This window comes from Alloprevotella rava (genome assembly GCF_014195585.1).
GTDB lineage: Bacteria > Bacteroidota > Bacteroidia > Bacteroidales > Bacteroidaceae > Alloprevotella > Alloprevotella rava.
In genome coordinates this window covers 328623-342994 of the sequence record NZ_JACICA010000002.1, presented here as the reverse complement: position 1 = coordinate 342994, position 14372 = coordinate 328623, and the positions used below count along the sequence as shown (strand labels likewise).

At 50.6% G+C, this 14372-nt stretch carries 9 protein-coding genes; 6 read left to right on the top strand and 3 right to left on the bottom strand.

Annotated features, from left to right (window positions below):
- Positions 1-41: 41 nt before the first annotated feature.
- Genes FHS60_RS03325 through dgt form a run of 3 tightly spaced genes read right to left on the bottom strand, consistent with a single transcriptional unit; the run spans position 42 to position 3352 of the window.
- Positions 42-479: a hypothetical protein gene (locus FHS60_RS03325; protein ID WP_183694972.1), complete on the bottom strand. Its 438-nt coding sequence runs from the start codon at positions 477-479 to the stop codon at positions 42-44.
- A 43-nt stretch (positions 480-522) separates the two neighbouring features.
- Positions 523-2004, bottom strand: coding sequence for an oligosaccharide flippase family protein (locus tag FHS60_RS03320; RefSeq protein WP_183694969.1), 1482 nt, complete (start codon positions 2002-2004; stop codon positions 523-525).
- Positions 2005-2020: 16 nt separating this feature from the next.
- Complete coding sequence (gene dgt, locus FHS60_RS03315; protein ID WP_183694966.1) at positions 2021-3352, bottom strand: dGTP triphosphohydrolase; 1332 nt, start codon at positions 3350-3352, stop codon at positions 2021-2023.
- Positions 3353-3500: 148 nt separating this feature from the next.
- On the opposite strand from dgt, the gene dut reads away from it, so the two are divergent.
- From dut to FHS60_RS10460, 6 genes are all read left to right on the top strand, one after another.
- The gene (gene dut / locus FHS60_RS03310) at positions 3501-3935 is read left to right on the top strand and encodes a dUTP diphosphatase (RefSeq protein WP_183694963.1); all 435 of its coding nucleotides are present in this window, start codon (positions 3501-3503) and stop codon (positions 3933-3935) included.
- A 20-nt stretch (positions 3936-3955) separates the two neighbouring features.
- Positions 3956-5755 (top strand): tetratricopeptide repeat protein, encoded by a 1800-nt coding sequence (locus FHS60_RS03305; RefSeq protein ID WP_183694960.1) that lies wholly within the window; start codon positions 3956-3958, stop codon positions 5753-5755.
- On the top strand, positions 5713-6618 hold the full coding sequence (lolB1, locus tag FHS60_RS03300) for a lipoprotein insertase outer membrane protein LolB1 (RefSeq protein WP_338081914.1): 906 nt from the start codon (positions 5713-5715) through the stop codon (positions 6616-6618). Before FHS60_RS03305 ends, lolB1 begins: the two co-directional genes overlap by 43 nt.
- 37 nt (positions 6619-6655) lie before the next feature.
- Positions 6656-8200 carry a murein hydrolase activator EnvC family protein gene (locus tag FHS60_RS03295; RefSeq protein WP_183694954.1) on the top strand — a complete coding sequence of 515 codons (1545 nt, stop codon included), beginning with the start codon at positions 6656-6658 and terminating at the stop codon, positions 8198-8200.
- 839 nt (positions 8201-9039) lie between these two features.
- Positions 9040-10269 carry an exonuclease SbcCD subunit D gene (locus tag FHS60_RS03290; protein WP_183694951.1) on the top strand — a complete coding sequence of 410 codons (1230 nt, stop codon included), beginning with the start codon at positions 9040-9042 and terminating at the stop codon, positions 10267-10269.
- Between the two features lie 19 nt (positions 10270-10288).
- Complete coding sequence (locus FHS60_RS10460; protein ID WP_183694923.1) at positions 10289-14050, top strand: AAA family ATPase; 3762 nt, start codon at positions 10289-10291, stop codon at positions 14048-14050.
- Positions 14051-14372 lie beyond the last annotated feature (322 nt).

Below are 14372 nucleotides of genomic sequence, written 5' to 3'. Positions count from 1 at the left end.
ATTGATTATTCTTCTATACTTATTAGCGAACAAAGATAGCTTTATCGGTGGGTAACACAAAGATTTTCACGAAGATTGTTAGCCCTCTCAACCGACACAAGGCACATATCGGAGCTTTTCTCCCTTTTTCCGATCATTTTTAGCGTATTTCCCGAAAATTTTCTCCACTCCCGTCCGTCGGTTTCCTTATTGTATTTTTCAGTTTCCTTATTGCGTCGGCTGACACAATAAGGATGTGAGCTGACAGCCTTATTGTACGGACGCTTTTCTGCTGCGTTCTTTTCGATGGCTACCACCTGCGCTCGATTTCGAGCCAGCCACGAGCAGCTAAAATTAAGAATTCTGTTTACAAAAATATGCTGTTTTTCATCGTCTTTCTCAGATTCGTCCGACCTGTCGGACCTGTCCGAAACTCTCTCCCACGAATATTCACGAAAAGGGCGAACACCCACGAATATGATAAAGAAATTCGTGAACATTCGCCCCTTTCGTAAAAATTCGTGGGCTAAAACCTCAAGCAAACTACTGCTTTTTCCGCCCTATTACATTCTTGATTTTGTCAACTATATTCGTTTTCTTTCTCAGCAAGTTCCAAGCGAGCCACAGACTAAGGACAAGCACGGGCAAGCCCAAGAGAAGTTTCACTCCCCAATTGGCTATCGTAGCTGCTCCAATACCTGCCACCAACAGGGCATACTGCACGATGCAACGCAGCAGTGTACGGCGTTCGAAGCGAAAGTCATAGACGCGCGCATAAACCAGCGAGATATTGATAAGATCAAAGAGATTGGCCAACGAAAGGGCGATACCTGCCCCCACAATACCCCGAACGTGATACCCCACTATGACGAGCACCGTGAACACTACGTTGTAAAGAAATTCCATCAAAAAATAGAGCCGAGAATGGCCTCGCGCCAACGGCAGATAGGCGATGGGTGTATAAACAGCCTTGAAATACATAAACGAAAGGCCGCAAAGCACCATCGAAACCACAGGGAGGAACTCGGATGTATAGAGCACGCGAACAATGATAGGGAGAAACAGCGCGAAAGCTATGAGAAACGGAGTCATCAACAGCACCAGTACATCAATTTGACGGTTGATGGCGTTGTTGCGCCGCTTGCGGTCGTCGCCAGCTGCACTGAGTCGGGGGAAGAAGTCGGCATCCATGGCCACAAAAGCCAAGCGCGCGTAGGAAACTATGAGGGTCACACCCACGGCATAAAGACCGGCGCGATTCAAGCTCGTGGAATTAGTGACATAAGAGCGCACGATGAGTTCTGCCCCGCTGCCGATCGTCCCTGCCAGTATGTAAGCCCCGCCCAACTTCAATAAATGGCCGCCGCTCTTCATGAGCTTCATGCTCCGAAGCCCAACGCGGTAAGGATAGTCGCGGGTTGTGGCGTAGAGATTCAGCAGGCAGACAGCAGCCGTAGTAGACAGCAGCACAGGAATAACGCCGTGCAGACCCAACAACCAGTAGCCAGGAATGGTCAAGAGCATCGTGACCAGCGCTCCCAAGGCACTGATGGCGGCCATCTGCTTGAGGCGTTGCAACCCCTTAAGGATGGCCACTTCTCCGCCCGTGATAGCCAGTATCCCCACCATGGGAGCTACCAAGACAAAGCCTTTAGTGGTATGGAAGTCGGAGAGCGTGAAATAGCTCAGTAGTGGAGCGGACAAGAGACATATCAGCGTGCCGAGGAGAGCCGTGACGAGTGCCCACGAACGTATGAGGCGGATATACATCCTTATGGCTTCCTCCTTTCCCTGCTCGTGAAGCTCCGACAGCCGGCGCACAGCGCTGAAGCCAATACCGAAATTCGTCATGTTCGCTATGAGATCGACGGCGCGGTTATAGGTCTCCACCAATCCGATACCCCAAGCTCCGATGAACATAGCCGTAAATTTGTTGCGGACTATAGACATCAGTATATAGAACACTTGTACGCCGCCCAACAAGCCGGTGTATTTCAGAACATGATTATAGGTGTCTTTTTTCATGTATAGGGAAAAGGATTCACACCATAGGGAGACTCTGGCCGGAGATTTTGCGATAAAGGTCGAGCGCAAAGACATCGGTCATGCCGCTTAGGTAGTCGAGGACGGCCATAATGCGGGTGGAGAGATTCTCCGAGTGAAGTTCGTACTGACGGGAGGCCTGGCTCAACAAAAGGCGGGAGTAGGCCTTTTCGGGGGAGAGAACGGCGTCGGTCATAAGCTCGAGGAGCGTATAAATAATGTGATAACCGGCCAAGTCCACATCTGTCACTTCCTTGGCCTTATAAATCCTGCTGGCGGCCACTTCCTCGCAACGCTTGTAAGCTTCTTTTAGTGGCTCGGGTAAATGTCCGATGAGCGTTCCTTCAAATGTTCCTGCCAAGATCTCTTCTTCGTGGTTGAGGAATACGCGGACGCAAGCTTGCTCCAAAGCGTTGATAACACAGGAGCGATAATAAACGATGCGATCATTATAGTCCGTCACCACATCATAAGAATGCTGAAGACGCTGACGGGTTTGCTCGTCAAAGAAGCCGAGAAGCAAAGCCTCCGTCCGCTCGTCCGAAAGCAGGCGCAGCTTGTGGGCGTCCTCAATATCCATTATTTCATAGCAAATATCGTCGGCCGCCTCAACGAGATAGACCAACGGATAGCGGGCATAAGAAAGTGTGTCGGGATCTGAAGCAGAGCGAGGGATTCCCAGTTCGTTGGCAATCTTCAGATAGTCCTCGCTTTCAGTATAAAAGAAGCCGAACTTGGAACGCTTACCGGCCAAATGGGAGCAACGAGGATATTTAACGATAGAAGCCAGTGTGGAATAAGTCATAACGAAGCCGCCGCGGCGATGTCCGTTGAACTGATGGGTAAGTAGGCGAAAGGCGTTGGCATTACCATCGAAGTTGGTAATATCTGCCCAAGTGTCGGCCGACAATTGCTCACGGAGCATCGCGCCGCGCCCTTCGAGGAAAAAACTGCGTATGGCGCGCTCGCCACTATGTCCGAAAGGCGGATTGCCCATATCATGAGCCAAACAAGCAGCACTAACAATCGAACCGAGAGCATCCATATCGGCGCGATCCAGATGAGGATGCCGGCGGAGAAGTTCGTTGCCGATGTCAGTACCTAAAGAGCGCCCCACGCTCGACACCTCGAGCGAATGGGTCAGACGGTTGTGGACAAAAATACTTCCCGGCAAGGGAAAAACTTGTGTCTTGTTCTGCATGCGACGAAAGGCCGATGAAAAGATAAGACGGTCGTAGTCGCGCTGAAATTCGGTGCGTCGTTCATTCACTACGCGGTATTCATCCTCCTTACCGAAGCGCTTGTAGGAGATAAGTTGCTTCCAATCCATACTATACTTCTTTTTGTCCCTCCCATAAGGAAGTGGAAATGCAAAAATACGGTAAAAAACTATGCAGCCCGCTGATTTTCCATAAAATATGGAAGTATGTAAACGCTTTTCAGTAATTTTGTTCCCTATTCCAAACAAGAGAATTTCCATGAAGATAGAAATTGTCAACCGCTCCCACCACGCGCTGCCTAAGTATGAGACGCCGCTCAGTGCGGGCATGGATTTGCGTGCCAACCTCGATACTTCCATCACGCTGCAACCTTTGGAGCGTTGCATCGTGCCCACGGGACTTTTCATAGCTCTACCCGAGGGCTACGAAGCTCAAGTGCGGCCACGCTCAGGACTGGCTATAAAGAAAGGTATCACCTGCCTAAACACGCCGGGAACTATCGACGCCGACTATAGAGGTGAGATAGGCGTCATCCTCATCAATCTTTCGCGCGACGCCTTTACTATCAACGACGGCGACCGCATTGCGCAGATGGTTGTAGCCCGCCACGAAACAGTGGAGTGGACACCTGTTGAACAGCTCAACGAGACCGAACGCGGCGCAGGTGGCTTCGGCCACAGCGGAGAAAAATGATATTGAAAGATAAATAAAACGTGAAGAATAGTTGGAAATATCGGATGTGGGCGCACAGCTGCTTGCTGGTTGTGCTGCTACTTTCCGTTGGTTGTTCTGCACCGCAGTCTGCTCAAAAAGATAAGGATGCGACACAGCATGAAGTACCTCGCCGCACGCTTTCTTATGAGCAGCAGCGACGCTTCAATGATCTCTATCTCGAGGCGGTACGTCAGCGTGAAAAGAATAACTATGACGCTTCCTACGACTTACTTACTGGGGCTTTGGAACTGAATCCCGATGCCTCCGAGGCTGTTTTCGACATGGCCATCCTAAAACTCGCGCAAGCCGGGGCTTTTGACACGACGCTTGTTAAAGAAGGCGACTCGTTGCTGCGGCGCGCTGTGGATTTAGCCCCAGCAAATCGTTTCTATAAAGAAACACTCGCCAACGAACTCATTCGCCGCGCCGATTTCAAAGGAGCTACGCAGCTCTACGAAGAACTTGCTGCCGTGGAGCCTTCGGAGGAAACGCTCGGCACTTTGATGAAACTATACGAGCAAACCGGAAACTTTCAAGGAGCTATACAAACAATCAACCGCTTAGAGGACATAGTGGGCCCCAACGAGGACTTAGCGCTCGAGAAGTTTCAGATGTACATTGGCCAGAAGGATGATGACCACGCCTACAAAACGATTGAGGATCTCTGCGCCGAATATCCCAACGAACTCAAGTATCGCGTTCTTCTGGGCGACCTATATTTCCAAAACGGGCATCCCGAGCAGGCAGCGATGGTATATCGCGACGTACTGACATCTGAACCCGACAACGCGTTTGCTCAAATCTCTATGCTGGCATACTACAACCAGACGCACCAAGATTCGCTCTATCAACAGATGGTTCGAGAGGTGGTGCTCAATCCGCAAACGCAAAGCGACGCTAAAGTAGAGGCGATGCGCGGCTACATTGGGACAACGACCCAAAAAGGGGACTCGTTGGCCGCTCTCCCTCTCTTCCGCGAAGCTTTAGACCAGCCGCAGGCAGATAGGTCCTTGGCTGAACTTTGCGCCTATTATGTTGCAGCTCTCAATATGCCGGTCGATTCGCTCGCACCTATAATGAACAAAATTCTGGAAGTAGAGCCGGACTACAAGCAAGCCCGTTTGCAGCTGCTTCAGATAGCTATAAATCAGCAGAACCAAAAGGAAGTTCTGCGTCTCTGCCGCGAAGGCATCAACTACTCCCCTTCGGAAATCGTTTTCTACTACTACGAGGGTGCCACACTCCTTCAGCAGGACCGCACAGAGGAGGCGCTGAAAGTTCTCTATGAAGGTATCAGCAGAATTGATAATGAGAGCGACAAAGAAACAGCTTCTGATATGCTCAGCATGCTGGCTGACATCGAACACGAAAAGGGCCGCCACGAAAAAGCCTTTTCGCTTTATAAACAGGCGGCAGATCTCAATCCAAACAACCTACTTTGTCTCAATAATTACGCTTACTTTCTCAGCCTTGAACGTCGTAATCTTGACCAGGCTGAAGCTATGAGTCGGAAAACGGTAGATGCCGAGCCGCAGAACTCTACTTATCTCGACACCTATGCTTGGATTCTCTACCAGAACCGTCGCTATCAGCAGGCGCGTATTTATATTGACCAAACCCTCAAACATACTCCCAACGACGAGGTAAGTGCTACGCTCTACCTCCATGCTGGCGATATATACTATCGTTGTGGCGACCGTCGCAAGGCTCTTGCCTTTTGGCGCAAGGCTCTCAACGTTTCTTCCGATAAAAAACAGTGCGCACAGCTGCGGCGAAAAATTCAACGCCGTCGCCCCTAAGCGTCACCACCATTATCAAGCTCAAGAATATGAACATTCTGAAAATACTCCCCCTGGCAGCCCTCCTTTTGTCGGCTTGTCATACCACTAAAAACATTCAGAACACGACCGAGCACACCAAAGCCATCGACAACGCCGAGGCAGCTTACAAAAGAAAGGTCGTTCAGAACGCACAGACCGCTAATTACCTCACCAGCCGCGTCAAGGTAAACATCAACGCTGCGGGAAAAAACATCAGCTGCAACGGGCGGCTCAATATGAAGCGTAATGATGTCATCCAACTCTCCCTTTCTTTCCTCGGCTTCGAAGTAGGCCGCCTCGAATTCACGCCGCAAAACGTTCTGCTTATTGATCGCATCAACAAGCAGTATTGTCGTGGCAACTACAACGAGGTTCGCTTCCTCCAGCAAGCCAATATTGATTTCTATTCGCTGCAAGCTATCTTCTGGAACGAAATTTTCGTACCAGGACAACACAATGCTAACAATTCCCTCAACCGCTTCCATCTGTCGTCGGCAGGCGACCACACGTTGCTATCCTTACCTGACGCGCCGAAACTCGACTACCAGTTTCTGACACAAACCAGCACGGCATTGCTCGACCGCATCACCGTGCAGAGCAAACAAGCCGAGCAGAAAGGACAATTGGTGTGTAAATACGCTTCCTTTGTTAATGTGGGCGGAAAACCATTCCCAAAAGCCATCACCCTTAACATAACGGGACTCGGAAAGGACGCGCAGCTCGACATCCAGCTCACCGGCCCCAACAACAATAGCGACTGGGAAACTCGCACTACTGTGAAAGACACTTACAAGCAACGCTCGGCCGACGACATACTCGGCCGACTCATCCAAATGAATTAGTAGCACGGCTTCTGCCGAAAGAAGAAAACTATCTCCTATGCGAAAACATCTCGTATTCCTCCTGTTTGTTCTCATGCTCTCTCTGACAACGCACGCCCAGACGAAAAAAATCAATAGTCTGAAGGTGGAGCGCACGGCCATGCAGAAAAAACTCAAAGAATCAGAACAACTCCTCAACACCACAAAGAAAGACGTGCGTTCGCAGCTCAACAATCTGCTCGTCCTTAACACGCAGATTGGCGAACAGCAGAAATATGTTGAAGGCATACAGAACGAAATGGTTGTCCTTACCAACAACCTCAGCGTGCTGGAGAAAGAACTCAGCGTATTGCAGCAAGAGCTCGATATCATTAAGAAAAAATACCATCGGGCCGTTCTCTACACCTTCCGCAATAAGCTGCTCAACAACAAGTGGCTCTTCATCCTCAACGCGCGCAGTTTCAACGATATGTACCGCCGTATGCGCTATGTAAACAACTACAGCAAATACCAAAAGGTACAGGGCGAAATCATTCGTCAGAAAGAACTCGCCGTTCAAAAAAAGAAGGACGAAATTCTCGGCATTAAGACGCAGAAAAACCAACTGCTCATCGAGGGACGCCAACAACAGCAAGTGCTCCACGGCAAGAAAGTGCAACAGCAGCAAGTGGTAAACGAACTGAACCAGAAACAAAAGGAACTGCAAGCTTCCATAACGCAACAACGTAAGAAGTACGCTTCCCTCAACGCTCAGATAGACCGTCTCATCCAGGCCGAAATTGCCGCAGCAGCACGCCGCCGTGCTGCCGAAGAAGCGGCCCGAAAAGCGGCTGCCGAGAAGGCACGCAAAGCTGCCGCCAATGCAGCTGCACGCAAGAAGAAGCAGGAAGAGGAAGCACGCCGTGCCGCGGCCGCAAAAGCAGCTGCTGCCAAAGCGGCCGAAGCTAAGAAAGCCGCCGAGAAAGCTGCTGCCGAAGCAAAAGCCGCAGCCGCCAAAGCCGCAGCCGCAAAGACTGCTGCTGCCAAGAAAGCCGCAGCCGAGAAAGCACGGAAAGCGCGCGTTGCTGCCCAGACAGCAGCGGCAAAAGCAGCCGAGGCTAAGAAGGCCGAAGCAGCTAAGAATGCTCCTAACCGCTACGACACCCAGGAACCCACACCTACATTCTCTGCCGCCGACAATGTGGACCGCGCCATCAGTGGTGGCTTTGCAGCCAATCGCGGTCGCCTGCCAATGCCCATCACGGGTAGTTTCGCCGTCACCGCGCGCTATGGCTCTTACAACGTAAACGGTCTGAACGGCATTCAGCTTGACAACAAGGGTATCAACATTACAGGACGCCCTGGTGCACAGGCACGCGCTGTCTATAAAGGCCAAGTAACCTCCATCTTCTCCCTCGGAGGAATGTATAATATCATTGTCCGCCACGGCGAATACATGACCGTTTATTGCAACCTCTCGTCTGTCTCTGTCCACAACGGACAACAAGTCAACGGAGGTCAAACCCTCGGCTCAGTAGCTGCCGACGGTTCGGGCAACTGCACGCTCCATTTCCAAATCCGCAAAGAAACCGCCACCCTCAACCCGCAATCGTGGTTGAGGTGATGGGAGAAAGAAAAAGCCCCCTCCATCTCCCCCATAAGAGGGAGTGCTCGGCTAGCACTTGTAGCAGGATTCTCTAACAATTTCTTGGATTTCCGCTTTCCCGCATTTGGTTCTCCGACTGGTCGGACTGGTCGGACTGGTCGGAGAACTGAATATCGGACTGGTCCGACTAGTCTGACCCATCCGAGAACCCAAGCTGAGCACTCCCACTTATAGAGGAGCTGAAAGAAGCTCCCTTATTTGTGCTTCTTCGCCCCTTTCGTGAAAATTCGTGGGCTAAATTCAGTCAAGAATATTCTCACTTTTTCCCTCCCACAAACGCCACAAAACCGCGCACAAAATGGAGAGAGCGAGCAACTCCACCTTCCTGAACGCAAATATCCTTATTGCGTCAGCCAATACAATAAGGGAATCCGCCAACAGAATAAGGAAGCCAGCGGACACAATAAGGAAACAGACGGAGAGGTATGGGCGCATTTTTGAAAAAATACGACCGAAAATGAAAGAAAAACTATGAAAAACAATACTAACTGAAGCTTTCTTCTCCATTTTCTCAAATCTATCCCACCAAAAAGTGGGCGAAAATTGATACAGATGGGGCAGATTCTCCATTTTTAGCTTCATACTGATAATCATCTTTTGTTAATAAATCGGTAACTTTTTCTATTATTCATTCAGGTACATACTTTCAGGAGCGGCAAAGGCCGTTGTTCGGAAGTAGGTGCAATCCCGTCGTTTTCTAATTCCCCACTTACTGAATGCCACGAATAATTCCACGCGTGGCGTTCTTTATTTTCGCGCTTATCACTACTTTTGTATCACAATATAAACAGAAGAAAATGAAACTCATTCATACTGCCGACTGGCACTTGGGAAATAGTTTCCACCGACATGAGCGCGAGGGGGAATTCACCCATTTCTTGCGCTGGATGCTCGAAACGCTCCGCCAGCAGCAGCCCGACGCGTTGCTCATCAGCGGCGACGTGTTCGATTCGGCCAATCCCTCGGCCCGCGCGGAAGAAATGTTCTATCAGTTTCTCAACGATGCTACGGAGACCGTTCCGGGTATTCAAATCGTCATCACAGCTGGTAATCACGACTCGGCAGGCCGATTGGAAGCTCCGCAAGCCTTGCTGAAAACTCACAACATCTATGTGCGCGGACTGATACACCGCAACGAGGAAGGAGAAGTGGACTTCGACGAGTACCTCCTCCCTTTGAGTTTGCGCGATGATGCCGAGGCCCGCGTGGTTTGCTTCGCTATTCCCTATCTGCGCAGCGGCGACTATCCCGCAGGTATGTCCGTGGAGGAGGGTTTGCGCTATTTTCGCAACGGTTTGCAGAAGCGTTTTCGCAAATCGCCCTTTAAGGTGCTGCCCACTTTGGCTTGTGCCCACTACTATGCGGCAGGTGCCGACATCAACGCCGAAGAACACAGCGAACGCCTCGTGGTGGGCGGTCAGGACCGGGTAGACGCCGACATCATGGGCGAAGGATTCAGTTATGTAGCTTTAGGACACATCCACAAAGCCCAGCAAGTGAGCACCAACGCCTACTATGCCGGGTCGGCTCTCCCAATGAGTTTCAGCGAAAGGTTCTATCATCACGGCGTGAAAATGGTGGAAATCGGTGAGGACGGCAATGCTGTTGTGAGCCATCTTGAATACAACCCATTGCGCCATTTGCTCACCATTCCGGCCAAAGGCTCTGCCACTCCGCTCACTATTATGGACGAAATCTACAAGCTGCCGGAGCGCGGAAAGAAGGACGATGGCGAAGCATGGCCCTATCTGGAGCTCCGCGTGCTGGAGGAACAGCCAGAACCAAACTTCCTCCACGAGGTGACGGAAGCCTTGAGCACAAAAGCAGTCCACTTCTGTCGCATGACGCGCGAAACACCGAAAACAGCTTCTAAAGCGCAATCAACAACAGAAAGCATCGAAAACATACGCAGTCTGACCCCCATGGAAATGGCCCAGATAGTGTTCGACAGTCGCTACGGCAGCGAAATGCCCGACTCCCTCCGCCTGCGTTTCGAACAAGCAGAAAAGGAATGTACCGATATTTAACTGAGCAGAATATACTACAGTGAAAATAGATAAGATAATCCTCTCCAACCTGACCTCCTTTGAGGGCGAACAGGTCATTGACTTCACAGCCGAACCGCTGCGCTCGGCTGGTCTCTTCGCTATTTGTGGCGATACGGGCGCGGGCAAATCCACACTGCTCGACGCCATCTGTTTGGCGCTCTACGATGAAGCCCCGCGCCTCGACAACGCTGAACGGCTGAACAAAGAAATGCTATCGCAGGACGACAGCGTGGTAAAAAATCTTCAGACCTACGACACGCGCAATCTCTTGCGCCGAGGTAAGAAAGAAGCCTATGCGCAGGTAGAATTCACTATGCCCGACGGAGCGCGCTATGAGGCCGGCTGGAGCTGCCGCATGAAGCGCACGGGCAACTACGATGATGTGCAACGCTCCTTCCGTCAGCTCGCGCCGAAGAAGACTACTTTCAACGGTCGCAATAGTGAAATACAACAGAAAATCACAGAAATCATCGGACTCGATTATACGCAATTTTCCCGCACCGTGATGCTGGCGCAGAACAGTTTTGCCACTTTTCTGCAAGCTAAGAAGAGCGATAAGTCGTCGCTATTGGAGAAACTCACAGGTACGGACATCTACGGCCGCATCTCGCAGAAAATCCACGAACTACATGCTGATGCTGAAAAGCAAGTGCTGGAAATGGATAGCAACATTAAAGGTTTGCTTAGCTATTGCCTGACGCCTGACGAACTCGACGAACTCAACAACGACCTTCATCAGAAAACTGCTGCTCACAACTTTGCAGGCGAAAAACAGAAAAGTATTGATGAGCAACTACTGTGGCTCAACAATTACGCACAAACCAAGGCCCAACTGGAAGCTGCCGAAAATCACAACATGGAAGCCCAGAAACGCGTGGTCGAAATGAGAGGTGAGCAGCTCAAACTGGAACGCTACGACTCTGTGCAGGAGGTGCTACCGCTCTTCCAAAAGATAGAAGTGCGCGCCAACGACATAGAGCAGCTTAAAGCCCAGGACGAAGAGATTATGAGCCAACTCTCAGATTGCAGAACGCGCCTGAAGCAGGCTATATCGGCGCTCGACACCAGCAAAGAGCAAACGGCCGATGCCGAGAACGAACAAATGCGTTGGCAGCCGGCTATCAACAAAGGAAATCAGCTGTCGGGAGAAATTTCTGAAGCGGAAAATCAGGTGACAAAGCTCTTGCAGCAACTCAAACAAGCACAAGGTACACTTATAGATAGGCAAACGCGCTATCACGAAAAGCTCGCAGTGATGGAAAAAACGGAGGAGGAAATCAAAGAAAAGGAACTCCACCGACAGACACTGAATGTGCACCGCGTTATGTTTGATAAGTTCGAACTTGTCAAGGACAAACTGGCAAGTTTCCGAACGGAATCCACACAGAATGCGCAGGATAGCAACGAACTGAAAACGAAGCAGGCTGAACACAAAACTCTCTCCGACACTTTGGAGCGTTTGGAGAAAAAACAGCAGGAGGATCAAGCACAGCTCAACAGACTAAAATCAGAATTGCTCATTCATCGCCAAGCCAATCAAGGACACAACGGCGACGAACTCCAACTGCGCCTCTCGCAACTCCGCAATCGCCTGCAAGGGCTCAAACCTGCACGCGAACTCTGGAAACGTATCGTGACGGGCTATGAACGTATTGACGAACGCCGGGCAAAAATTGCGCGCGACACGGGAAACCTCGAACAAACGCGTAAGGACTTGGAACGAACAAGACTGGAGATGATGGTACGCAAAGAGGATGTCGAACGAAAGCGCGAGAGCTATATGCTCTCCAATAGTGAGAACATTCAGCGATTGCGCAAAAATCTCAAAGAAGGTACGGCTTGCCCCGTTTGCGGTGCCACACATCATCCTTACCACACGGAGACGCAACGCGAATTGGGTAATCTCATCGAAAATCTCAGTAAGGACTTCGATGAAGCGGAGGAACTGTTCAAAAATGCAGAGAAGAAATTCTCGGAACTCTCTAATAAGTTGGCGGCCGATGAAGCAGAGCTAAAAGCTGATAAGACTTACCTGCAAGAACTCGAACAAAGTCAAGCGGCGGACGAAACGGAATGGCAAAACTATGTCTACCTCGATCCTTCATTCACCGACTGCTCACCAACCACCAACCGCAGCGCGCGCTTCACCCTCTTTGGTATGCTCATCGACAACACAATGAAAAGTTGTGAGGAGTCTACAAAAGACATGGACACCTACAATCAGCACCAAAATCTCATCAACGAAATCACGGAGAAGATTGAGCAATTCAATGCGCGCATTCAGATCAACGAAAATCAAGTAAACACGTTCCGCTCCGACTTGAAGATAAAGCAGTCCGACATTGAGCGACTGCAACAAAACCTCCACAGAAGCGACCGCGTTTGCAGCGAACTCTACCGCGACCTTGACAGCATGATCACGCTCTCAAGCTGGCTGACAGAATGGCAAAAGAACTCGGACAACTTCCGCCTGCGCCTCAACAATCTCTTCGACGATTGGAATCGCACCAATAACAGCCTGGAGGATCTGAACGGCAAAATCAATATCCTGCGCGAGGAAGTGAAGACCATGAAGGACAACGAAACAGAAGCCAACCGCCAACTGGTGCAAGCGCGCGACGAAAAGGATGCTGCCCTTCAACGACTCAACGACAAACGCGAGGAAATGCGCCGCCTCTTTGGCGAATCTTCGCCCAGCCTCGAGGAGGAACGCCTCAAAAAGTATATCGCCGGTATGTTGCAAGCACAGCAGAAAGCGCAGGAGGCTTTCGACTCCACCAACAACGAACTTAACCGCCTGGAGGGGCAACATAAAAACTTGGAGAAAACGCGCCGACAGAAACAGGAGGAATACAGCGACGGAATGTCTACAATGGACTTGTGGATTCTCAAGTTCAACGGAACGCACGCGCCTATACAAATGACGGAGCTAAAGCAGATTTTCTCCGATCCGCGCAACTGGAACGAGCTGCGCACCGAACTCGATGCGCGCAAGAAGGCTGCAACGCTCGCAGCGCACCAAGTGGAACAAGTGCGCAAAGCACTGCTCCAACTACAGGCTGAAAGCAATCGTCCCGCCAATACTGACGACAACACGCGCCAACAGCTCATCGAACAGCAGCAGGCACTCATCGAACAGCAGGCACAACTCAACGAAGCAATCGTGGGCTTGCGCACACGCCTACAGGCCCATAACAACAGCATTGCTCAATCCCAAGAGCGGAAAGAAGAGTTCCAACAAGCAAAAGACAACGCAGCCGAATGGCAACGACTGGACCAACTGCTCGGTTCGGCCGATGGAAAGAAATTCCGCGAACTGGCGCAGAGCTACACATTCCGTTTCCTCGTCAACCACGCCAATGTGCAGCTGGAGAAGTTCTGTCCGCGCTATCGCCTGCAAAACATGCCTGGCACGCTGATGCTCGAAATCATCGACCGCGATATGTTCGACGAGAAACGCTATGTCAGTTCGCTCAGCGGCGGAGAGACGTTCGTCGTTTCCTTAACGTTAGCCCTCGGCCTAGCCAATCTCTCATCCAGCGGCCTAAGCATCGGCTCACTTTTCATTGACGAAGGCTTCGGCAACCTCGACCACGAGAGCCTCGAACTGGTGATGCAAGCCCTCTCAAGCCTCGAAGACTCGCAGGGACGAAAGGTGGGCGTCATCAGTCATACCGACCAAATCCGCAACCAAATCAGCCCACAGATTCGAGTTGAGAAACTCCCCAGTAGCGGGCAGAGCCGCATCACTATTGTCTAAATAGTTACAAATAGAATAAGGCTATCAGCAGATACAATAAGCGTATCAGTTGATAGCCTTATTCTGTCAGCTGACATCCTTATTGCGTCAGTCAACACCCTTATAGTAGTGGAGCACAGAACAAAGAAAACTATATCTATACATGCTCTCCCTCCTCCCTACATTTTGTTTTTTCATCGTCACGTCGTCACGTCGTCACACTTTAGTCTTAACTATCTGATAACGTACATATTATAGGCGTGACAACAAGGTGACAATAAAATTTTGTTGTCACACTGCTGTCACGCTTATAAACAGCTATCTATCAACGCGTTTACACCTC

Bases quoted from the DNA above. Each gene is read 5' to 3' on its own strand.
- FHS60_RS03325 (WP_183694972.1), bottom strand. From the start codon at position 479: ATGTTCACGAATTTCTTTATCATATTCGTGGGTGTTCGCCCTTTTCGT.
- FHS60_RS03320 (WP_183694969.1), bottom strand. From the start codon at position 2,004: ATGAAAAAAGACACCTATAATCATGTTCTGAAATACACCGGCTTGTTG.
- dgt (WP_183694966.1), bottom strand. From the start codon at position 3,352: ATGGATTGGAAGCAACTTATCTCCTACAAGCGCTTCGGTAAGGAGGAT.
- dut (WP_183694963.1), top strand. From the start codon at position 3,501: ATGAAGATAGAAATTGTCAACCGCTCCCACCACGCGCTGCCTAAGTAT.
- FHS60_RS03295 (WP_183694954.1), top strand. From the start codon at position 6,656: ATGCGAAAACATCTCGTATTCCTCCTGTTTGTTCTCATGCTCTCTCTG.
- FHS60_RS03290 (WP_183694951.1), top strand. From the start codon at position 9,040: ATGAAACTCATTCATACTGCCGACTGGCACTTGGGAAATAGTTTCCAC.